The sequence below is a fragment of the Streptomyces rhizosphaerihabitans genome (assembly GCF_025399795.1).
Classification (GTDB): domain Bacteria; phylum Actinomycetota; class Actinomycetes; order Streptomycetales; family Streptomycetaceae; genus Streptomyces; species Streptomyces rhizosphaerihabitans.
Window position 1 is genome coordinate 119078 of record NZ_JAODTZ010000012.1, and the last position, 21025, is coordinate 140102.

Annotated in this window: 19 protein-coding genes and 3 pseudogenes; 9 read left to right on the forward strand and 13 right to left on the reverse strand. The window is 71.3% G+C overall.

Going from position 1 to position 21025, the window contains the following annotated elements; all coding sequences use genetic code 11:
* The first annotated feature begins 126 nt into the window (after positions 1-126).
* Positions 127-1461, forward strand: coding sequence for a nucleobase:cation symporter-2 family protein (locus tag N4G66_RS14775; protein WP_261704548.1), 1335 nt, complete (start codon positions 127-129; stop codon positions 1459-1461).
* 123 nt (positions 1462-1584) lie between these two features.
* Here the strand turns inward: N4G66_RS14775 and N4G66_RS14780 are convergent, their stop codons facing one another.
* A complete protein-coding gene (locus N4G66_RS14780) occupies positions 1585-2400 on the reverse strand; it encodes a chitosanase (RefSeq protein WP_261704549.1) in 816 nt (271 codons plus the stop codon).
* Positions 2401-2687: 287 nt separating this feature from the next.
* Between N4G66_RS14780 and N4G66_RS14785 the strand changes: the two genes are divergently transcribed.
* A complete protein-coding gene (locus tag N4G66_RS14785) occupies positions 2688-3326 on the forward strand; it encodes a TMEM175 family protein (protein ID WP_261704550.1) in 639 nt (212 codons plus the stop codon).
* On the opposite strand, the gene N4G66_RS14790 is transcribed toward N4G66_RS14785, so the two are convergent.
* Positions 3266-4693, reverse strand: a complete 1428-nt coding sequence (locus N4G66_RS14790) for an MFS transporter (RefSeq protein WP_261704620.1) — start codon at positions 4691-4693, stop codon at positions 3266-3268. The two genes, N4G66_RS14785 and N4G66_RS14790, sit on opposite strands and share 61 nt — an antisense overlap.
* Positions 4694-4919: 226 nt before the next feature.
* Between N4G66_RS14790 and N4G66_RS14795 the strand changes: the two genes are divergently transcribed.
* Positions 4920-5321, forward strand: a complete 402-nt coding sequence (locus N4G66_RS14795; protein WP_261704551.1) for a winged helix-turn-helix transcriptional regulator — start codon at positions 4920-4922, stop codon at positions 5319-5321.
* Positions 5322-5348: 27 nt separating this feature from the next.
* On the opposite strand, the gene N4G66_RS14800 is transcribed toward N4G66_RS14795, so the two are convergent.
* From N4G66_RS14800 to N4G66_RS14815, 4 genes are all read right to left on the reverse strand, one after another.
* Complete coding sequence (locus N4G66_RS14800; protein ID WP_261704552.1) at positions 5349-5771, reverse strand: acyl-CoA thioesterase; 423 nt, start codon at positions 5769-5771, stop codon at positions 5349-5351.
* Between the two features lie 194 nt (positions 5772-5965).
* On the reverse strand, positions 5966-6601 hold the full coding sequence (locus N4G66_RS14805; protein WP_261704553.1) for a hypothetical protein: 636 nt from the start codon (positions 6599-6601) through the stop codon (positions 5966-5968).
* 54 nt (positions 6602-6655) lie between these two features.
* Complete coding sequence (locus N4G66_RS14810) at positions 6656-7306, reverse strand: histidine phosphatase family protein (RefSeq protein WP_261704554.1); 651 nt, start codon at positions 7304-7306, stop codon at positions 6656-6658.
* A gap of 121 nt (positions 7307-7427) precedes the next feature.
* A complete protein-coding gene (locus N4G66_RS14815; RefSeq protein ID WP_261704555.1) occupies positions 7428-8636 on the reverse strand; it encodes a pyridoxal phosphate-dependent aminotransferase in 1209 nt (402 codons plus the stop codon).
* An 84-nt stretch (positions 8637-8720) separates the two neighbouring features.
* Between N4G66_RS14815 and N4G66_RS14820 the strand changes: the two genes are divergently transcribed.
* The gene (locus tag N4G66_RS14820; RefSeq protein WP_261704556.1) at positions 8721-9359 is read left to right on the forward strand and encodes a winged helix-turn-helix transcriptional regulator; all 639 of its coding nucleotides are present in this window, start codon (positions 8721-8723) and stop codon (positions 9357-9359) included.
* Between the two features lie 151 nt (positions 9360-9510).
* Here the strand turns inward: N4G66_RS14820 and N4G66_RS14825 are convergent, their stop codons facing one another.
* The 3 genes from N4G66_RS14825 to N4G66_RS14835 are packed head-to-tail and all read right to left on the reverse strand — an operon-like array spanning position 9511 to position 13190.
* The gene (locus tag N4G66_RS14825) at positions 9511-10362 is read right to left on the reverse strand and encodes a hypothetical protein (protein ID WP_261704557.1); all 852 of its coding nucleotides are present in this window, start codon (positions 10360-10362) and stop codon (positions 9511-9513) included.
* Positions 10362-11624 carry a VWA domain-containing protein gene (locus tag N4G66_RS14830; protein ID WP_261704558.1) on the reverse strand — a complete coding sequence of 421 codons (1263 nt, stop codon included), beginning with the start codon at positions 11622-11624 and terminating at the stop codon, positions 10362-10364. Before N4G66_RS14830 ends, N4G66_RS14825 begins: the two co-directional genes overlap by 1 nt.
* Before the next feature lie 54 nt (positions 11625-11678).
* The gene (locus tag N4G66_RS14835; protein WP_261704559.1) at positions 11679-13190 is read right to left on the reverse strand and encodes an IucA/IucC family siderophore biosynthesis protein; all 1512 of its coding nucleotides are present in this window, start codon (positions 13188-13190) and stop codon (positions 11679-11681) included.
* Between the two features lie 92 nt (positions 13191-13282).
* Between N4G66_RS14835 and N4G66_RS14840 the strand changes: the two genes are divergently transcribed.
* Positions 13283-14812 (forward strand): IucA/IucC family protein, encoded by a 1530-nt coding sequence (locus tag N4G66_RS14840; RefSeq protein WP_391858817.1) that lies wholly within the window; start codon positions 13283-13285, stop codon positions 14810-14812.
* 64 nt (positions 14813-14876) lie between these two features.
* On the opposite strand, the gene N4G66_RS14845 is transcribed toward N4G66_RS14840, so the two are convergent.
* Positions 14877-16091, reverse strand: coding sequence for an FAD-dependent oxidoreductase (locus tag N4G66_RS14845; RefSeq protein ID WP_261704560.1), 1215 nt, complete (start codon positions 16089-16091; stop codon positions 14877-14879).
* 64 nt (positions 16092-16155) lie between these two features.
* Between N4G66_RS14845 and N4G66_RS14850 the strand changes: the two genes are divergently transcribed.
* A complete protein-coding gene (locus N4G66_RS14850; RefSeq protein ID WP_261704561.1) occupies positions 16156-16761 on the forward strand; it encodes a PadR family transcriptional regulator in 606 nt (201 codons plus the stop codon).
* A 215-nt stretch (positions 16762-16976) separates the two neighbouring features.
* Here N4G66_RS14850 and N4G66_RS14855 read toward each other — a convergent pair.
* Together N4G66_RS14855 and N4G66_RS14860 are read right to left on the reverse strand one after the other, a co-directional pair.
* Positions 16977-17215 (reverse strand): annotated as a pseudogene (locus tag N4G66_RS14855) (response regulator transcription factor); the annotation flags it as partial.
* A 54-nt stretch (positions 17216-17269) separates the two neighbouring features.
* A pseudogene (locus N4G66_RS14860) lies at positions 17270-17530 on the reverse strand (AMP-binding protein); the annotation flags it as partial.
* Here N4G66_RS14860 and N4G66_RS14865 point away from each other — a divergent pair.
* From N4G66_RS14865 to N4G66_RS14875, 3 genes and pseudogenes are all read left to right on the forward strand, one after another.
* A pseudogene (locus tag N4G66_RS14865) lies at positions 17529-17780 on the forward strand (tyrosine-type recombinase/integrase); the annotation flags it as partial. The pseudogenes N4G66_RS14860 and N4G66_RS14865 sit on opposite strands and share 2 nt — an antisense overlap.
* Positions 17781-17835: 55 nt before the next feature.
* Positions 17836-18750, forward strand: a complete 915-nt coding sequence (locus N4G66_RS14870; protein ID WP_261704622.1) for a HipA family kinase — start codon at positions 17836-17838, stop codon at positions 18748-18750.
* On the forward strand, positions 18747-19031 hold the full coding sequence (locus N4G66_RS14875; RefSeq protein WP_261704562.1) for a SelT/SelW/SelH family protein: 285 nt from the start codon (positions 18747-18749) through the stop codon (positions 19029-19031). Before N4G66_RS14870 ends, N4G66_RS14875 begins: the two co-directional genes overlap by 4 nt.
* 99 nt (positions 19032-19130) lie before the next feature.
* On the opposite strand, the gene aceB is transcribed toward N4G66_RS14875, so the two are convergent.
* Entirely contained in the window at positions 19131-20765 is a 1635-nt protein-coding gene (aceB, locus tag N4G66_RS14880) for a malate synthase A (RefSeq protein ID WP_261704563.1), read from the reverse strand.
* Between the last annotated feature and the right edge of the window lie 260 nt (positions 20766-21025).

Below are 21025 nucleotides of genomic sequence, written 5' to 3' on the forward strand. Positions count from 1 at the left end.
GGAACCACCGGATCAACCGCAGCACCGGGATCGCCCGCAGTATCGGGATCGCCCGGATCAACGGGATCGCCTGGATCAACAGGCCCGTCGGTGCACCCGGTTGACGAGAGACTGCCTGCCCTGAAGATGGCGGCCAGCGGCCTGCAGCACGTGGCCGCCATGTACGCCGGAGTCGTCGCCCCACCCCTGATCGTCGGCGCCGCGGCCGGTCTCTCCGCCGGTGAACTCACCTTCCTCACCGGCGCCTGCCTGTTCACCGCGGGTCTCGCCACCTTCCTGCAGACCCTCGGCTTCTGGAAGATCGGAGCGCGGCTGCCCTTCGTCAACGGCGTCACCTTCGCCGGTGTCGCCCCGATGACCGCCGTCGTCGCCTCCGCCGAGGACAAGAGCGACGCCCTGCCGATCATCTTCGGCGCGGTCGTCGTCGCCGGTGTCCTCGGATTCATCGCGGCCCCCTACTTCAGCAAGGCCGTCCGCTTCTTCCCACCCGTCGTCACCGGCAGCGTGATCACGCTCATCGGCGTATCGCTGCTGCCCGTCGCCTTCGGCTGGGCGCAGGGCCCGAATCCCGCGGCGGACGACTACGGTTCACGGACCTACCTGGGACTCGCGGCGGTGACCCTCGTCATCGTCCTGCTGCTGCGCCGCTTCACCCGCGGCTTCGTCAAACAGATCGCGGTCCTGCTCGGCCTGGTCATCGGTACGCTCGTGGCGATCCCCTTCGGCGTAACGGACTTCGGGCCGGTGGCCGACGCGGACGTGGTCGGCTTCCCGACGCCGTTCCACTTCGGCGCCCCGCAGTTCCACCTCGCCGCGATCCTCTCGCTCTGCGTGGTGATGGTCGTCTCGATGACCGAATCGACCGCGGACATGCTGGCGTTGGGCGAGATCGTGGAGCGCCCCGCCGACGAGCGGACCATCGCGGCCGGACTGCGCGCCGACACCCTCGGCTCGGCGCTGAGCCCGCTCTTCAACGGCTTCATGTGCAGCGCCTTCGCCCAGAACATCGGCCTCGTCGCGATGACGAGGATCCGCAGCCGGTACGTCGTCGCCACCGGCGGCGGCTTCCTGGTGCTGATGGGGTTGTGCCCGATGGCCGCGTCACTGATCGCCGTCGTACCGCGCCCGGTGCTCGGCGGGGCGGGTGTCGTCCTCTTCGGCTCGGTCGCGGCCAGCGGCATCCAGACGCTGGTCAGGGCGGGTCTGGAGAAGGACAACAACGTGCTGATCGTGGCCGTCTCCCTCGCGGTCGGCATCATCCCGATCACCGCGCCCGGGTTCTACCACGCGTTCCCGGAGACCGTACGGATCGTCCTCGACTCCGGCATCTCGACGGGCTGTGTCGCGGCCGTCGTCCTCAACCTCGTCTTCAACCACCTCGGCGGGGGACGCGAGAACGCGGGCGAGGTGACCCACCCCATGGAGGCGGGCGAGGACCTCAAGGCGGTACCGGCGCACTGAGGGGACCGAACGGTCCGAAGGGTGAACGGACTTACGGAGGCTGACCGGACTTACGGAGGCTGACCGGGCACACGGAGGGCGCGGCACGAGAACCGTGCCGCGCCCTCCGCCGTGCCGCGCCCGTCAGCCGATGTGGTAGCTGTCGCCGTAGACCTTCCAGTCCAGCGGTGTGTTGAGGTTCAGGTTCCGGTTGCGTACGAAGACCCGTTGCTCGGTATCGACCCGGGTGGTGTCGGAGTGGGCCTCCTCCTGCTTCATGGCCCACACCCGGGCGTCGAGGAAGGCGTTCAGATACGTCACCTCGTCGCCGCCCTGGGCCGGCGGCTTGGCCTTCGCCAGGGCGCGCCGCCGGATGTTGCTGAAGCTGGTGCTGTCGCCGCCGTCGCCGTGCATCACGATGGCGTCGTAGTACGTGAACTGGCCGAGGGCACCGATACCGTCGGACTTGCCCTGCCCTACGGCGGGGTTGAAGTAGACGCGGTCGCGCTCGTTGTTCTGGGCCTGCTGGAACGCCGAGTCCTGCGCGGCCCTGCGCCAGTCGGCCGGGAAGCCGGGGTCCAGGCCCTCGTGGGAGTCGCTGCCGTCGACCTCGCGCAGCGCGGGCAGGTACTTGGCCAGGACGTTGCCGGGCTTGCGCTGCGTGTACAGCTCGACGAGGTCGAGCATGTCGTGGGTGCCCGAGCAGAATCCGATGATCCCGGCGGTGTAGCCGCGCCCGTCGCCGATGTCCTCGATGTACTTGTACTGCGCCTTCCAGTCCAGCGAGGAGTTCTCCGCGCTGGAGACCAGCTTCATGGCGATCTCCTTCTTCGCCGGGTCGTCCAGGCCGACCGGCGCGGCGGTCGCGGTCTGGGTGGCGACCAGCGGGCCTGCCACCAATGAGGCTCCGATCAGGGTGAGCAGGGTGCGACGCGAAGTGCCTATGTGGGGGGTGTGCACGGTACCTCCGATGGGGGAGTGGTGCTGTCGCGTACTGTTAGGAAAGTTTCCTACCAGAGATTGGAGGCGGCGTATACCCGTCAGGGGAGGGCGAGTTGGGGATGCGGAGCCGAAGGCGAACCGCGTTGGGCTACGGTCTGAGCGGATGAACGGCACGAACGGCACGAGCGGCACGGGCCGTGCGGACGGTACGAATGGCACGGACGGCGCACGGACGGCGCACGGGCCGCGCGGCAGACTCCGCGCGGAAAACATGTGCGGACGCGTCACAACGGGGAGAGTCGGTCATGAACGAGTCGGGCCGTGTGGAGGCCTTCAGCGACGGTGTCTTCGCCATCGCCATCACGCTGCTGATCCTGGAGATCAAGGTCCCCGAGGCCGGTGAGCACGGCGGACTGTGGCACGCGCTCGGACAGCAGTGGCCCTCGTACGCCGCCTACGTCGTCAGTTTCCTGGTGATCGGCATCATGTGGATCAACCACCATCAGGTGTTCAGTTACGTCGCCCGGGTCGACCGCACCCTGATGTTCCTGAACCTGCTCCTGCTGATGGTGGTGGCCGCGATTCCCTGGCCCACGGCGATGCTCGCGGAGTACCTGCGCGAGGGCAGGGCGTCCCATGTCGCCGCCGCCGTCTACAGCTTGGTCATGGTGGCCATGGCCCTCGCGTTCCAGGCCGTGTGGTGGCACCTCACCCGGACCGGGCGCCTTCTCGACAGCCGCGTCGACGTCGAGGGCGCCCGGCGCACCCGCGTCCGCTTCGCCCTCGGCTCCCTCGCCTATCCGGCGACGGTCGCGCTTTCGTTCGTCTCGGCGCCGCTGACCCTGGCCGCGCACGGGCTGCTCGCGGTCTACTACGGCTTCAATCAGGTGCCGGTGCCGATCCGTTCGCCCGGGACGGCCGGGTCGGCAGAAGAGGGCGTGTGAGGAGGTACTTCCTCCGCGGATGCGGTTGAGGAGGTTCGGTCAGGGCGCAGCAGGGCGGCGGCCAGGGTCAGGGCCGTGGCCGCGATGACCGTGGCCACCGTGAACGCCAGCCGGTAGCCGTTTGCCGTCGCCGCGACGACGTGCTCGCCCGCGCCGGTCAGCCGCTCGGTGCGGCTCGCCGCCAGTGTCGTCAGCACGGCAAGGCCCAGTGAACCGCCCACCACCTGCGTGGTGTTGAAGAGTCCGGAGGCCAGGCCGGCGTCCTCCGCGCGGGCGCCGGACATGGCGAGCCCGGTCACCGCGGGCATCGCGGCCGCGAATCCCGCGGAGAGCAGGAGCAGCGGGGGCAGCACGTCGGTGACGTACGCCCCTTCGACCGGGGCCCGGCTGAGCAGGGCGAGGCCCGCCGTGATGAGGGCGAGTCCGGCGAGCAGGACGCGGTACGGGCCGAAGCGGGCGATCGTGCGCGCCGACAGGCTCAGCATCAGTACGCCGATGGTGATCGGCGCGGGCAGGAACGCCGTGCCGGTGAGCAACTCGCTGTAGCCGAGGACGCGTTGGAGGTAGAGCGCGCCGATGTACTGGAAGCCGTACATCCCGGCGATCATCAGGATCTGCACACCGTTCGCGCTCGTCAGGGTCCGGGAGCGGAGCAGCCGCAGCCGCAGCAGGGGGCGGGCGGCCCGCGCCTGGCGCAGGGTGAAGCCGGCGAAGAGGGCGAGCGCGAGCAGGCCGAGGGCGAGTGTGCCGCCGAGGCCGCGCTCCCCGGCGCCGACGATCGCGTACACCGTCAGCATCAGGGCGCTGGTGACCAGGGCCGCGCCCGGATAGTCGGCGCCGCTGCCGAGGCCGGCTCCGTTGTCCGCGGTGAGGATCCGCAGTGCGGCAACCAGGGCCAGTACGCCGATCGGGAGGTTGATCAGAAAGATCCAGTGCCAGTCGAGGGCCTGCGTCAGCGCGCCGCCGAGGAAGGTGCCGAGGGCCCCGCCCGCTGCGCCGACCGCGCTGAACACCGCGATGGCGCGGCCCTGTTCGCGGGGCTCGGGGAAGAGCGCCACCAGCATGCCGAGGACCACGGCCGAGGTCATGGCCCCGCCGACCCCCTGGAGGGCGCGGGCCGCGACCAGCATGCCCTGCCCGTCGGCGACCCCGCACAGTACGGACGCCGCGGTGAACACGGCGAGCCCGGTGGTGAACATCCGCTTGCGGCCCACCAGGTCGCCGAGCCTGCCCACGAGCAGCAACAGCCCCCCGAACGGGATCAGATACGCGTTCACGACCCAGGCGAGCCCGGGGGCGGAGAAGCCGAGGTCGCCCTGGATGGCGGGCATGGCTACGGTGACGATGTTCCCGTCCAGGATCGTCATCAGCGTGCCGGCGCACAGGACGACGAGCGAGGCCCACCGGGAGTACGTTCGTGGTGTCGACGGCCTTGCCGGTTCGGTCCGGGACAGCATGACGATGACCTCCGTGTTCTCCATGGACCGCGTCGATATGGACCGCGTCGGTTCCACGGACGTTCTCCCTTGGTGCACGACTTGTAACGGGGTACATCGTCAGTGACCATGGAGATCGGCGTAAGGAGGTACTTCGATGTCCCAGGGGAACACCGGTGTTACCTCGCAGGCAGTGCTCGCGCAGGCGTGCCCGGTCCGCGAGGTTCTTGACAGGGTCGCCGGAAAATGGAGCGTGCTGATCATCGTGGCCGCCGCGCACGGCCCGATCCGCTTCACCGAACTGGAGCGCAGCGTCGAGGGGATCAGCCGCCGCATGCTGACCCTGACCCTGCGCAACCTTGAGCGCGACGGCCTCGTCACACGCACCGTGCATCCGACCGTACCGCCGAAGGTCGAGTACGAACTCACCCCGGTGGCCCGTGAGTTGCATGCGACGCTGCTCTCCCTGACCGACTGGGCCGAGCGGCACCGTGTCACGATCGCCGAATCCCGCGCGGCCTACGACGCCGAGCACCGGCCGGAGCCGGTCGACGCGTAGGCCGCCCGGCGGCGTGGTCCGCAGAGGTCAGGACTCGAAATAACTGGGGTCGGTGGCCAGGGACTTGAAGACATCCCGGGGGCCCGGCAGGAGCCGGCGTTCCGTGAGGTCCATCAGACCGCAGACCGCCGTGATCTCGGCGGACACCGTGCCGTCGGCCTTCCGGATGGTCTGCTCCATGCGGAAACTCTTGCCCTCACCCCAGATGAAGGCGCACGTCACCTCGACCTCGTCGCCGGCGAGCAGCTCGCGCCGATAGCGGATGGTCGTCTCCAGCACGACCGGGCCCACGCGCCGGTCCGCCAGCTCCGGCTGGCTGATCCCCGCCGCGTGCAGCAACGACCAGCGGGCGTGCTCGGCGTATTGCAGATACACGCTCTGGTTCAGATGCCCCTGCACGTCGGTCTCGTATCCGCGAACGGTCACGGGGACGAAAAACGGCTCTGCCACGACTTTCCCTTCGACGACTGCGACTGCTTCCACGACTGCGACTGCCGGTCCGACTTGCAACTGCCTACCCGACGCCGACGGCGGCAAGACTGCAACTGCCTGCGTGCCTGCGTGCCTGCGTGCCTGCCCGAATGCGACGGCGACAAGACCGCAACTGCCCCGCTCTCTTGGGGGTTCTGCCGGCGCACCGCCCCTCACGTCCGCCGGGGCGAGGCCAGTGCGTAGCGGGCGCCCGTGCGCGGTTCCGTGTGCTCGCCGACCTGCCAGCCCGCCTTCTCCAGGGTGGCCGCGCAGGCGCGCAGTGCCTCGGGGTCCGGCTCGCGCACGGCGACGGCCTCCGGCTGCGGTGTCGCCCGTATCCGGTAGCCGCCGCCCTCCGCTCCGGCGGGCCGGTGTCCCGCCGCCTCCAGCGCGAGCGCGGCGGCCTGCACCAGATGCGTACGCTCCCAGGCGCACGGAAGGTCGGTGGCACCGTCCGGACGGGTCATCCGGCGCAGCTCAAGGAGCCCCTGCCATGCGCTGTGCACCTCTCTCAGCCGGGAGGGGCCCGCCGCGGGCCCCTCCTCGCCGCCGATGCGCGCGGCGAACACGCCGGACGCCGCCGGAGCGGACTCCTCGGCGGCGACGGCCGGCTCGGGAGTCCCGGGGGCCTCGCGCAGTCGATGCCCGGCCGGTGTGAGGAAGTGGTCGCGCGGGGGACGCGGATGGCGGAAGGCGAGCCCTCGCTTCACCAGGGCGGCGAGCTGGGCATCGGTGCCCTTCAGCCGCCCGGTCACGGGGTCGGCGCTGTCGATGAGGCGCCGCTGCGCGGCGCTCGGCGGTCGTGTCACGGCGCGCTCCCTCCACCACCGGGTGGTGCCGCGGCGCTCCTGCCCGGCCACGGCTCAGTGTTCCTCCGACCCCTCTCCCGCCGGGGCGAGCGGTCCATGGGAACAGTACGCGTCGGGTCTGACATTCCAGCCGGCCACCACATGCCGCCGGTGCTCCGTGCTCAGCCGGCTCATCGTCCCGGTGCCGAGCTGGAAGAGGGCACCGGACTGGGCGGTCAGCCCGAGCCGCCGCGCGGTCAGCACCCGCAGGAAGTGGCCGTGCGAGACGACGACCACGCTGCCCTCCGACTCGGCCAGCGCCGCGTCGATCCTGGCCAGGGCCCGCTCGGCGCGCGCCCCCACCTCGTCCGGGCTCTCCCCGGGGTGCTCGGGCGGCCCGGCCGCGACGCCGTCCGTGAACAGGAACCAGTCGGGCCGCTCCCGGTGGATCTCGAGGGTCGTGACCCCTTCGTACCCGCCGTAGTCCCACTCGCGGAGGTCGGCGTCGACGCGTGCGCCGACGACCCCGGCCAGCTCGGCCGTCTCCCGCGCCCGGCGCATCGGGCTGACGAACGCCGCCGCGATGTGGTGCCGCGCGATCAGCGGACCGAGCCGCCGCGCCTGCTCGCGGCCGTTGTCGGTCAGCGGGACATCGGTCGACCCCGTGTGCCGCCCGGACATCGACCATTCGGTCTCACCGTGCCGTACGAGGAGGAGGTCACCCATCGCCGCGCCCTTTCCGTCCCTGCGCCAGCTGCTGTCCCTCGTACGGTGACACCGGCCGGGCCGGGGCGCAGCACCGGCTCCTCCGACCGGCCGCACCCCGTCCGCTCCCGCCCCCGGTTCGCTACTGCCGGTACCCGCTAAGGAACCGCCCGATCCGGCTGATCGCCGCGTCCAGGTCGTCGGCGTGCGGGAGGGTGAGAATGCGGAAGTGGTCGGGGCGCGGCCAGTTGAAGCCGGTGCCCTGGACGACCTGGATCTTCTCGCGCAGCAGCAGGTCCAGGACGAACTTCTCGTCGTCGTGGATGGGGTGCACCGCGGGGTCGATGCGCGGGAACGCGTACAGCGCGCCCTTGGGTTTCACGCACGAGACGCCGGGGATCTCGTTCAGCTTCTCCCAGGCGCGGTCGCGCTGCTCGCGGAGCCGGCCGCCGGGCCCGGTCAGCTCGTGGATCGACTGGCGGCCGCCGAGCGCGGCCTGGATGGCGTACTGCGCCGGAGCGTTGGCGCACAGCCGCATGGAGGCCAGCATCGTCAGTCCCTCCAGATAGCTGCGGGCATGCTGCTTGGGGCCGGTGACGACCAGCCAGCCGGAACGGAAGCCGGCGACGCGGTAGGTCTTCGACAGGCCGCAGAAGGTGAGGACGACCAGGTCGGGGGCGAGGGCGGCGGCCGAGTGGTGCACCTCGTCGTCGTACAGGATCTGGTCGTAGATCTCGTCCGCGAACACCATCAGGCCGTGCCGGCGGGCGAGGTCGAGGATGCCCTCGACGATCTCCCTCGGATAGACCGCGCCCGTCGGGTTGTTGGGGTTGATGATGACGACCGCGCGGGTCCGGTCGGTGATCTTCGCCGCCATGTCGTCCAGGTCCGGGTACCACTCGGACTGTTCGTCGCAGAGGTAGTGAACGGCCTTGCCCCCGGCGAGCGTCGTGACGGCTGTCCAGAGCGGGAAGTCCGGTGCCGGGATGAGGACTTCGTCGCCGTCCTCGATCAGGGCCTGTACGGCCATGGATACGAGCTCGGACACGCCGTTGCCGAGGAAGACGTCGTCCACGCCGACCTCCAGGCCCCGGTCCTGGTAGCGCTGGGCGACGGCCCGGCGGGCGGACAGGACGCCGCGCGAGTCGGTGTAGCCGTGCGCCCTGGGCAGCATCCGGATCATGTCCTGGAGGATCTCCTCCGGGGCCTCGAACCCGAAGAGGGCGGGGTTGCCGGTGTTGAGGCGCAGCACGCTGTGGCCCGCCGCCTCCAGTGCGTCGGCGTGCTCGATCACCGGGCCGCGGATCTCGTAACAGACCTCGCTGAGCTTGCTCGACTGCCGGAACTCCATGCGCTGCGCCCTCCGGTTGTGGTGTTGCTTGGTTTTACCAAGTGGGAGCTTGGAAAGTCCAACAAGATAGCTAGACTGCGTCGCATGTCACCGCGCCGAAGCTACGACCAGTACTGTTCCGCCGCCCGTGCCCTCGACGCAGTCGGGGACCGGTGGACCCTCCTGATCGTCCGCGAACTGCTCGGCGGACCGCGCCGCTACACCGATCTGCACGCCGATCTGCCGGGCGTCAGCACCGACGTCCTCGCCTCCCGGCTCAAGGACATGGAACGCGACGGTCTGACCACCCGGCGCCGCCTGCCGCCTCCGGGGGCGGCCTACGTCTACGAACTCACGGCACGCGGGCAGGAGTTGCTGCCCGTGCTCCAGGCGCTCGGGGAGTGGGGCGCGCCGGCGCTGGGCGAGCGGCGGCCCACCGACGCCGTACGGGCGCACTGGTTCGCGCTGCCGCTGCTGCGGGGGCTGGAAGCCGCCGGGGCGGGCGAGGGGCTGGTCGAAGTGCACCTGGACGAGGGCCGGTTCCATGTGCGGCTGGGTGCCGCGGAAGGGCCGCTCTACGGGGACGGGCCCGCTCCGGGTGAACCGGACGCCCGGCTGACGCTGGACACGCGGACGTGCGAGGCCCTGAACCGGGGGACCTCCACCCTGCTCGACGCGCTGCGCGAACGGAGCGTCGACGTGACGGGCGACGGAACCCTGGCCAAGGCCCTCCGTGAGGCGTGACGACGCGGGGCGGGTGCCGTGTCACCCGCCGCCCGCCGGAGGGGCCTGGCGGGCCGCTGGAGGCACCTGAGCGGCCGCTGGGACCGCAGGACAGAGGCCCGCCACGCTCCCCGGCGGGGAGCGCGGCGGGCCTCGGCCTGCGGCCTACGGGTCAGGCGCCCGGCGGAATCCGGGACGGGCGTCCCCTGCCCCGCGTCAGCGCGTACCCGCCGATGCCCGCGAGGGCCGCGAGGATGCCGCCGATCGCGGTCCACACCCAGCGGTCGGACCACCAGCCGGAGCCGTCGGGCCGGAGAGAGGACAGCACCGCCGTCTTGGATCCGGAGGTGTCGCCGGAACCGTCCTCCTCGGGATTCTCGGACGCCGTGGTGGCGATGCCCGGGACCAACGGCTTGGCGAGCGAGCCGTCGACCGCCGCCGAACCGCCGATGTCCTTGGAGTCCACCTGGAGTTCCGTGCTCATCGGCAGACCCAGATCGGCCGCCCCGAGACCGGTGGCGGTGAGCCGGATGTAGTACGTGCCCGGCAGCGGGTCGTTGGCCCAGGTCTCCGACCAGGCACGGACGGTGCGCAGGGTGCAGGACAGCTCCACGGAGGACACGTCCGCCGTCGCCGTCCGGGTCTGCGCCCCGTACTGGCAGGCCTGACGGCGCCGCAGACCGTCGTACACGTCGATCTGCCAGGTCTCGGAGGAGGCGCGCTTGGACGCCTCGGGCAGCTTCACCGTCGCCTTCACGGTGGGCCGCTGCCCGGCGTCCGCGGGGAACTGCCAGTACAGGTAGTCGCCCGTGGAGGCGCCGGCGGTGGCCTGCGCGCCCTGCTCGATCTCGGTCGCCGTACGGAACGACGTACCGGCCTCGGTGGGCGCGGCGGCGTCACCCGAGGGACTCGCGGAAGGCGAGGCGTCGGCGAAGGCCGGGGAAGCGGCCGCACCGAGCAGCGCGGGCGCCGCGGCGACCCCCGCGAGAAGGACGGCGGTGCTCAGCACACGTCGGATACGCATCAGTTGGTCCTCCAGACCGAGAACCGCCAGCGAGAGATCCAGCCCCACAGCACACCCGCGAGGAAGCCGACGAGCACCAGGGTGCCGAGCAGCCACCAGCCGCGCCCGAGGCCGAACGAGGCCACGTCACCCGCCTGGTCGGGGCCGTCGACGACGTCGACGGTCAGTTCGAGCGGCAGTCCGGGCGTGACCTTCACGCCGGACGCGGCCGAGAAGGAGTTGGACACCTGCAGACACACGACCTCGGCGGGCGCGTTGTCGTCGTCGCTCTCGGCCTTCGGATAGCGCAGACCGGTCGAGACGACGTCGGTGCGGCCGTTCCCGGCCGCCTCGCCGCGCACGATCTCCCGGCCGTGCACGGTGACGGCCCGCAGCAACACCCCGTAGTCGGGGTTGACCTGGCGGTCGGCCGCGATGCTCACCGAGGCGCGCAGCTCCTTGCCCGGCGCGACCTCCACGCGGTACCAGCGGTGCTGCGCGAACTCCTCGCGGTCGGTGTAGAGACCCGACTTGACGGCGGGCGCCCCGGTGCACGAGTCGGTACCCTCCACGGCCACCGGCTTCACCACCGGATCGGCGGCGCGGTCCACCAACTGGTTGACGCGGTCGCTGAGCTGCTCCTTGTGCTCCACCGAGGTGTACGAGCCCCCGGTGGCCTCGGCGATGCAGCTCAGCTGCTTGCTCACCTTGACGTCGGGGACCAGCCCCAGGGTGTCGATGGTCAGGCCGATGCCCTTGGCCGCGATCTCGCGGGCCACCTGGCACGGGTCGAGCGGCTGACAGGTGTCCTCGCCGTCGCTGATGAGCACGATGCGACGGGTGCCCTCACCGCCTTTGAGGTCGTCGGCCGCCTTGAGCAGGGCGGGACCTATCGGGGTCCAGCCGGTCGGGTTGAGGGTCGCGACGGCCGTCTTGGCCTCGGTGCGGTCCAGGGTCCCCACCGGGTACAGCTGGGCCGTGTCCTTGCAACCCGTCTTACGGTCGTTCCCCGGATAGTTGGCGCCGAGGGTGCGGATGCCGAGCTGCACCTCCTGCGGTGTCGCGTCGAGCACTTCGTTGAACGCCTGCTTGGCCGCGGACATCCGCGACTCGCCGTCGATGTCCCGGGCACGCATCGAACCGCTGACGTCCAGCAGGAGTTCGACCTTGGGAGCGGTGGCCGTGGTTTCGTCGGCGACCGCTCCGGCCGGGAAGGCGATCCCGGCGGCCAGGGCGGCGAGCAGGGCGCAGACGCCCGCCGCCAGCCGTTGTCTTGTGATCATCGGCGGATCCTATTGATCAAAGGTGCCGCGCGTAAAAACGAGAGGTGTCCCGCGTCACGACGAGCCGGGTCCGACGAGCGGCTGAGGGAGCCGTGTCCACAGGTCGCCGGGGGTGTCGGGGGACAGCCGCATCAAGGTCAGCGCCTTGGTGGGGAGCTTCTCGCCGAGGAGCGCCGGGAGGTCCGCGGTGTGCGGAAGATCCGGCGCGACCTTCTCGAGGGCCGCACGGAGAGCGGCCGTCGAGCCCGCCGTCGCGCCCAGCGCGCCGCCGACGAGGGAACCGAAGAGCTTGCGGCGCAGCGCGGTCTCGTCGTCGGTCACGATACGTCCGGACAGCCGTGGGACCGGGATGCCGTGGCGGGCGAGGCGGGCCGGGCTCACCCGGATGTCGGCCAGGTCGCGGTAGACGAGCCGGACGGGGGAGCCCGCAGGGTCGAGGATCACGAGCAGGTTCTGGCCGTGCGCCTCCAGGGCCACCCCGAACTCCAGCAGCCGCAGCCCCACGGTGAGGACGAGGCGGGTGAACTCGGCCAGCCAAGAGGGCTTTTCGGGCAGTCGGGTCAGCGGAAGGGCGGCCACCGGGACACACCGCTCGCCCGCACCCGCGTACCCGTCCGGCGACTCCCGCACCACCGCGGCGAGATCGGGAAAACCGGCGGTGGCCGCCCCGAGGGTGCGGGTGATGTGGAGCGGCGCGTCCAAGCGTGCCGCCATCTCCTCCATGAACGCCGAGACTCTGTCCGCCGTCTCCACCGAGTACACCGAGATGTCCCGCACCGAGGAGGTCAGCCGGGCGCTCAACGCGGTCTTCACATGGGGCCCGTCCGGCACCGCGAGGGTGCGCAGCGACATCAACGGGCGGGCGGCGAAGCCTTCCTGTACCGGTGCGTCCAGTACATGGTCGCCCTGCCACGGATGCACCGGGATCAGCACACGCTCCCCGTCCCGCAGCCACTTGGGCCACTCGCCCGTGACGAGAGCGTCGTCCACCGCCACCAGACCCAGCTCCACCGACGGCCGGTGCTCCGGCCCGTACGCGAGCTGCTCGGCCACCGAGAACCCCGGCCGCGCACGGCAGTTGGGGTGATACGGATGCCCGTCGACGATCCGCTGCTCCCACCGCCAGCTCGCCTCGGACGTTCCAGGAGCGCCGTCGGACGCCTGGTCCGCCCGCGACAGCGCCAACGAGGCCACGCTGTCGGCGAGTTCGGCGGCGAAGGCGGGACCGTGCGGCACGCCGAGGGCGCCGACGAGCAGCTCCGGACGGTCATACGTCCGCCCGCCGAGCCGCACTTCGGTGACATACGCGGACGTGGCGTACGGGTCGGGGTGCGGTCCGCGCAGCCGGCGGCCGTCGGCGAGGCGGACCGTCAGGCCGTCGCGGTCCGTGTCGCGGCGGGCGATCCACGGCAGCGGCTCGTACGCCAGCGCGCGCCACAGCCGGGTCAGCACGGCGGCCCGAGCGCCGGGCAGCGCCTCCGCGTACCGCGCCGACAGATCGGGGCGTACGGCGCTCAACTCCCCGGCGAACGCGGCCTCGGTGTCGGGCGTGGAGGGACGTCGCACAGGCGGACTCCTTGAGTACGGGACTGCATCGTGATCGTCCGCCGCGGCAGACATACTGATCACCAGTGCACCGCATGGATCGAATGAACCGGATGGATCGCGTGGACTTCAAGCCGACCGTGTTCCCCCAGCTCACCCGGGGCGACATGGACGAGGCCGCCGACGCGTACGCCGCCGCGCCGTTGCTCAATTGTCTCCTTCGCGAACTGGCGGAGCCCACCGGGGAACCGGACGTCCACCGGCTGCGCGCGAGCGGCCGGCTGCTGCGTGTGCGGGGGACGCGGCGCCCCTTCCGGCCCGAGGTGCACGCCGACGGGGCCTGGCATCGGCTCACCCACCCGGAACTGGTCGCACTCGCCGCCGAGGAACTCCGCCGGTTCACCGGCGTGGTCGACTCCGGGCTGCCCGCGGAGATGACCGACAGCCGGGACGTCGTGGCGGCCCTCCTGCGGGCCCGCGCCCGCACGACGCCGCCCGAGGACCCGTACCTGCGCTCCGAACAGTCCCTGATCATGGGGCACCCGTACCACCCGGCGCCCAAGACCCGCGGCGGCGGCCCGGTCACCGACTGGCTGCCGTACGCCCCCGAGGCGCACACCCGCTTCCCGCTGGAGCTGCTCGCGGTGCGCGAGGACGCGGTCGTCGAGGAGGGCGACACGACGGCGCTGGACGCGCTGGGCGAGGCCCCGCCCGGTTACCGGCTGCTGCCCGCCCACCCCTGGCAACTCCGCCTGACCGGCACCCGCCCGGCGATCCGGGACGCCTTCGCGGACGGCCGGCTCGTACGCCTCGGGCCCACCGGCCGCCCGTACTGGCCGACGGCGGCCGTCCGCACGCTCTACGACCCCGAGGACGACCTGTTCGTCAAGTTCAGCCTCGATGTCCGCATCACCAACGACATCCGCCGGCTGTGGAAGCACGACCTGCTCAAGATGCGCACCACCGACGCGGCGACCTCCGCCGCCTTCGCCGCGCGGCCGGGGCCCGCCGCCTGGCTGAGCGACCGCGGCTACCGCACCGCCGACTTCGCCTTCGAGGAACTCGCCGTCCTGGTCCGCGACGGACTGCGCGACCACCTCGTCCCCGGCGCGACCCCGCTGCTCGCCGCCGCCCTCGTGGAGGGCTTCGACGGCAGCCCGCTCGACAGGCTCACCGACCCCGCCGCCTGGTGGGCCGCGTACCTCCGCCAGGCGGTTCCCCCCGTGCTGGAGGCGTTCGCCCGCCACGGAGTCGTCGTCGAGGCCCATCTGCAGAACACGCTGGTGGCCGTGGACGGGGACGGCATGCCCGTCCAGGCCCTGTACCGGGACGCGGAAGGCGTGAAACTGCTGCCGGGGGTGACCCGCGCGGCCGGCTGGGAACGGCTCGTGTACTGCCTGGTCGTCAACCACCTCGCCGAGCTGGCCGCCCTCCTCGCCGAACGGTTCCCGGGCACGGACCCCTGGCCCGCCGTACGGCAGGAGCTCCACCGCCACGGCTCGGACCACGGCCTCCCCGAGATCGCCGCGCTGCTCTCCTCGCCCACCCTCCCGGGCAAGACCAATCTGCTGCTCCGCTGGACGGACGCGGACGGCGCCGACGCGCGCTATGTGCCGCTGCCGAACCCGCTGGCCGACACGTGACACCCAGCCCGGGGGTGACACCCACCGGCCGACGGGTGAGGCCCGGGGGCCGGTCGACCGGCTGTCACGCCACCGGGGCGTCGAAGTCGATCGGGTACTGGAACTGCCAGGCGTTCTTCTCGGGCTTCATCAACTTGAACATCATCGGCAGCAGCGCGTCGCGGATCACCCGCGCGACCGGGCCTGCGGCCTTGCGGGCGTTGGTGCGGGCGGTCTCCTTGATGATCCGCTCCACCCGGGGCCGGCGCAGCTCCTCGTAGCGGGCCAGCGCCTGGGGCAGGGGCAGGTCGCGCAGGCAGCGGGCGAGTTCGACGGAGCTCTCCGCGGCGAGCGAGGCGCCCTGGCCGGAGCTGGAGGAGGGCGCGTGGGCCGCGTCTCCGGTGAGGACCATCCGGCCGCGGCTCCAGCGCACCGACCGCGGCATGTTCTCGGTGCTGCCTGCGAAGAGCATCGCCTTCGGGTCGGTGGCCGCGAGCATCCGCTTCGCCGGGGTGGCGTCGCCCTCGCAGACCTTCGCGAGGTGCCCCAGCCAGTAGGCGCCACCGCGCTCGCGCTGCTCGTTGACCGGGAGCGGCTGCGCCACCGGCAGGTTGATGAACCAGATGCCCGTGCCGTCGGCGAAGACCTGCCAGGCAAAGAAGCACCGCTTGCCGAAGGTCATGTGCATCATGCCGTCAGTGGGCGCGACACCGGCGTCGGCGACCATCGCGCCGAACCCGGCCGTGCCCGCGAACTGCGGCGCGGGGGCGGTCGGGTCGATCAGGCGGCGGACCGTGGAGCGCAGCCCGTCCGCGCCGATCAGCACGTCGGCGGTCGCCGTGCCGCCGTCCTCGAAGCGCGCGGTGACACCGTCGGCGTCCTCGCTCGCGTCGACGATGCGCTTGCCGTGGACGGTGGTCACGCCCCGCTCCTCGGCCGCCTCACGCAAGGTGCGAAACAGCTCAGCGCGGATCACGAAGCGCGTCGGGTCGATATCGGGCAGCGTGCCGAACTCGGCCAGCTTCTTGCCGTTCCAGCTCTGCAGCACGATGCCGTTCATCTCGGTGCTGACCGCGCGGATCGCGTCGCCCACGCCGATCGCGTCGAACGCCTGGAATCCGTTCGGCGCCAGGCCCATGCCGCCGCCGACCTCGTCGGCCGGGCCGTCGTACGCCTCGAAGATCGTCGCCTCGACGCCCGCCCGCTGCAGTGCCATCGCGGTCACGGTACCGGCGATACCGCCACCGATGACCAGTGCGGAGCGAACCTTGCCGTTCGTCGTGCCAGTCGAGTTCGTCATGAATGGATAGTTGCACTGTGACTAGTCTCTAGTCAACTAGTTCGGCCGTGGGTAGCATCGAGCCATGAGCACTGCGCCCCGGAGTTCCCCCCTCGCCCTGACCGTCCTGGCCCTGCTGCACTACAAGCCACTGCATCCCTACGGCGTCCAACGTCTGCTGAAGGAATGGGGCAAGGACCAGGTCGTCAACGTCGGCCAGCGGGCCGGCCTGTACCGGACCATGGACCGCCTGCTCGCCGCCGGGCTGATCGCCGTCCGCGAGACGGGCCGGGACGCGCAGTACCCGGAGCGCACGGTCTACGAGGTCACCGACGCGGGCAGCGAGACGGCGCACCGCTGGCTCGACGAGATGCTCTCCACACCGAAGCAGGAGTTCCCGGAGTTTCCCGCCGCGCTGTCGCTGCTCATGATGCTGACGCCGGAGGCGCTGCGGGACGCGCTCGGCCGCCGCGCCGAGGCCTTGGAGGCGGCGCTCGCCCGACACGAGGCGGACCTCGCCCGGGAGGCGGAGAGCGGGCTGCCGCGGATCGCGACGCTGGAGTTGGGGTACATGCGCACGATGACGGCGGCGGAACTGGCGTGGGTCCGGGGCGTGCTGGCCGACTTCGCGGACGGACGCCTGGCCTGGTCACCCGAGGAACTGCTCGCACACGCGGGCGATGACGGGTGATCACCCGGACGGCTGGGCAGCGCCGGGCTGTAGCAGTGCGCAGCCGGTGCCGGTGCCGGTGCCGGTGCCGTGCAGTCCTGCGCCCACCGCCCCTGTCCGCGCCGCACGGCCCAGGCGCCGTAGATGATTCACCGTCATCAGCGTCCATGGACGTGTGGCGAAGCTCGGGGTCCACGGCCCGGGCGGGGCCTGTGCAGCGTGCCGTGGACGTGGTGTCAGTCGGCGGTGAGGTCGCCGGGCGCGATCAGGCCTGTCTCGTAGGCGAGAACGACGGCCTGGGCGCGGTCGCGGAAGGCGAGATTGGCGAAGATCCGGGCGACGCGGGTCTTCACGGTGGACTCGGTGAGGGTGAGAGCCGTGGCGAGCTCGGTGTTCGACAGGTCCCGGCCCATCAGGGCCGGCACCTCGAGTTCACGGGGGTCAGCGGAGCCAGGTCGCGGTGGATCGCGGGTGTGCGGGCCGCGGCCGCCGCAGCACCGGGGTTGTGTGCCGTGTCGGTCCGGCCGGCGCTGTGGGTCGTCGCGTAGCCGATGTCGGCCGTGCACCAGTACACGTCGGTCTCGGGCTTGAGGTCGAAGACGGCGTTGTGCGTGTACGAGGCCTGTGTGAGGTAGCCGCCCGAGGTGTGCAGGATGCCCTTCGGCTTCCCGGTGGTCCCGGACGTGTAGAGGATGAACAGCGGGTGCTCGGCGTCGAAGGCCTCCGGTGTGTGCTCGGCCGACTGCCGTCCGACGATGTCGTGCCACCACACGTCGCGGCCCTCGGTCCACATGCTGCGGCATACCTACGCCTCGATCATGCTGGAGGCGGGAGAGTCCGTGGTGACCGTGGCACGGTGGCTCGGGCACTCTTCGCCCGCGATCACCCTCGGTTACTATGCTCACTTCATGCCGGAGACCGGCAGCAAGGACCGGACGGCCATTGCTTCCGGCCTGTTGGGGAGGCAGGGGGATCTGCATGCCGGTCGAAACTCCCCAGATTCTCCCCAGGGCTGGCGACGGGAAAATCCTGCTGTTTGACACCTCCGGAGTCGACCATGGATTGCAAGGTTGAAGGGGTTGGTGGCCTGTGAAAATGCTGAAAGAGGTCGCCGCAATCCGCTATGTCGCACCCCTGCACTCCGGCGGCTCAGTGCCCGGGGTCGTCGAGGCCGACGACCTGGGGACCTACGTCGTGAAGTTCACCGGTGCCGCCCAGGGCCACAAGGCGCTGGTCGCCGAGATCGTCGTCGGTGAGCTGGCCCGCGCCCTCGGGCTGCGGTTCCCCGAACTGGTCCTCGTCCACTTCGACCCGGCCGTCGGCGGGCACGAGCCCCACCAGGAGGTCCAGGACCTGCTGCGGGCCAGCGCCGGGCTCAACCTCGGCATGGACTATCTGCCGGGCGCGAAGGATTTCACCCCGGAGATCGCGAGGACCTTCCCCGTCGACCCGCTGGAGGCGGGCCGGGTGATCTGGCTGGACGCCCTCACGGTCAACGTGGACCGCACGGTGCACAGCTCGAACCTGATGGTCTGGCCCACCCTCGGCATTGCGCCGCCCCGGCTCTGGCTGATCGACCACGGCGCCGCCCTCGTCTTCCACCACCGCTGGGACGCCTCGTCGCCGGAGAAGGCGTACGACTTCCGGCGCCACGCGCTCGGCGGCCACCACCCGGACACCCGCGCGGCCGACGCCGAACTCGCGCCCCGGGTGACCGAGGATCTGCTGCGCGCGGTGCTGGCCGAGGTGCCCGACGCCTGGCTCACGGACGAGCCCGGCTTCGCGAGCCCCGACGCGGTCCGTGAGGCGTACGTCGGCTATCTCCTCGCCCGGGTCCGGGCCTCCGCCGCCTGGCTCCCCACGGACTTCCCGACCCGGGAGCAGCTCGCCGCCGAGGACGCCGACCGCGCGGAGCGCACTCAGCGCGGGCGGCCGGACTGGCTCAAACGGGTGCCTGACCTGCACGGCAAACCGGCGGCTGAACAGGATTGGTCGGTGCATCTCGGATGACGGACGTCCAGCGGGTCCAGATCGAGTACTGCACCCAGTGCCGCTGGCTGCCCCGCGCGGCCTGGCTGGCCCAGGAACTGCTCACCACCTTCGAGACGGAGCTCGACGAGCTGTCCCTGAAGCCCGGTACCGGTGGCGTCTTCGTCGTCCGGGTCAACGACGAGGTGATCTGGGACCGCCGTGAGCAGGGCTTTCCCGAGCCCACGGCGGTCAAGCGCCTGGTACGCGACCGAGTGGCCCCGGAGAGATCCCTGGGCCACTCGGACGGACCGGCGGACTGACACCTGACGGACTGGCGGACCGGTGCCGAAAGCGCCGACGGACCGAGGCTGGATGCACCGGCCGGGCGGGACGGGGCCGTCGGGTCGGCCGTTGCCGGGTCAGCCGGTCAGCTGCTCGTACGCGGGCAGCGTCAGGAAGTCCGCGTAGTCCTCGTCCAGCGCGACCTTCAGGAGCAGGTCGTGCGCCTGCTGCCAGCGGCCGGCCGCGAAGGCCTCCTCACCGATCTCGGCGCGGATGTCCGCGAGTTCCCGCGCGGCGATCTCACGGGTCAGCTCCGGGGTGGCCGCCACGGTCCGGCCGTCGTGCTCGAAGACGACACCGGCGTTGATCCACTGCCAGATCTGCGAGCGCGAGATCTCGGCGGTGGCGGCGTCCTCCATGAGGTTGAAGATCGCGACCGCGCCCAGGCCGCGCAGCCAGGCCTCGATGTAACGGATGCCGACCTGCACGGCGTTGACCAGACCGTCGTACGTCGGCCGGGCGTCGAGCGAGTCGACGGCGATGAGGTCGCCGGGCGCGACCGACACGTCCTCGCGCAGCCGTTCCTTCTGGTTCGGCCGGTCGCCGAGGACGGCGTCGAAGGAGGCCATCGCGATCGGGACGAGGTCGGGGTGGGCCACCCACGAGCCGTCGAAGCCGTCGCCCGCCTCACGGTCCTTGTCGGCCTTGACCTTCTCGAAGGCGACCTTGTTGACCTCCTCGTCGCGCCGCGAGGGGATGAACGCGGCCATGCCGCCGATCGCGTGCGCGCCGCGCTTGTGGCAGGTGCGGACGAGGAGTTCGGTGTACGCCCGCATGAACGGGGCCGTCATCGTCACCGCGTTGCGGTCCGGCAGGACGAACTTGGTGCCGCCGTCACGGAAGTTCTTGACGATGGAGAACAGATAGTCCCAGCGTCCGGCGTTCAACCCGGCCGCGTGGTCACGGAGTTCGTAGAGGATCTCGTCCATTTCGTACGCGGCCGTGATCGTCTCGATCAGGACGGTCGCGCGGACCGTGCCCTGCGGGATGCCGACGTGGTCCTGCGCGAAGACGAACACGTCGTTCCACAGGCGGGCTTCGAGGTGGGACTCCGTCTTCGGCAGGTAGAAGTACGGGCCCTTGCCGAGGTCGAGCAGACGCTGGGCGTTGTGGAAGAAGTACAGGCCGAAGTCGACCAGCGCGCCGGGCACGGGCGTGCCGTCGGCGGCGACGAGGTGACGCTCGTTCAGATGCCAGCCGCGCGGGCGCATCACGACGGTCGCGAGCTCCTCGTCCGGCTTGAGGGCGTACGACTTGCCGGACGCCGGGTCGGTGAAGTCGATGCGGCGGGCGTACGCGTCGGTCAGGTTCAGCTGACCCGTGACCACGTTCTCCCAGGTGGGCGCCGAGGCGTCCTCGAAGTCCGCGAGCCAGACCCTGGCGCCCGAGTTGAGGGCGTTGATGGTCATCTTGCGGTCGGTGGGTCCGGTGATCTCGACCCGGCGGTCGTTCAGCGCGGCCGGAGCGGGGGCCACCCTCCAGGAGTCGTCCGCGCGGATCGCGGCGGTCTCCGGGAGGAAGTCGAGCGTGGAGGTGCGGGCGATCTCGGCGCGGCGCTCCGCGCGGCGGGCGAGGAGCTCGTCACGCCGGGGCGTGAACCGCCGGTGCAGCTCGGCCACGAAGGCGAGGGCCGCGTCGGTGAGGACCTCCTCCTGCCGGGGCAGGGGCTCGGCGTCGACGATGGCCAGCGAGGACGGCGCTGGTGCGGACATGAGCTGTCACTTCCTTCAGCGAGCTACGTGCGGGCGAGCTACGTACGGACGAACCGCGTGCCGACGAACCGCGTGCGGGCGATCCGCACACGGGTCATGCGAGCGAACCATGGGCGGCGTCACCGCGCCTGGCACCCGGTGCCGTGGCGCGCGGGGACGGCGCCGGGCGCCCTCGACACGACGGGGCGCTTCTGAGCAGTGGATACTAATTTCCTCATGGTGGAAGTTCAATGGTTTGTTGATGTCGAGATTCTCCGGGC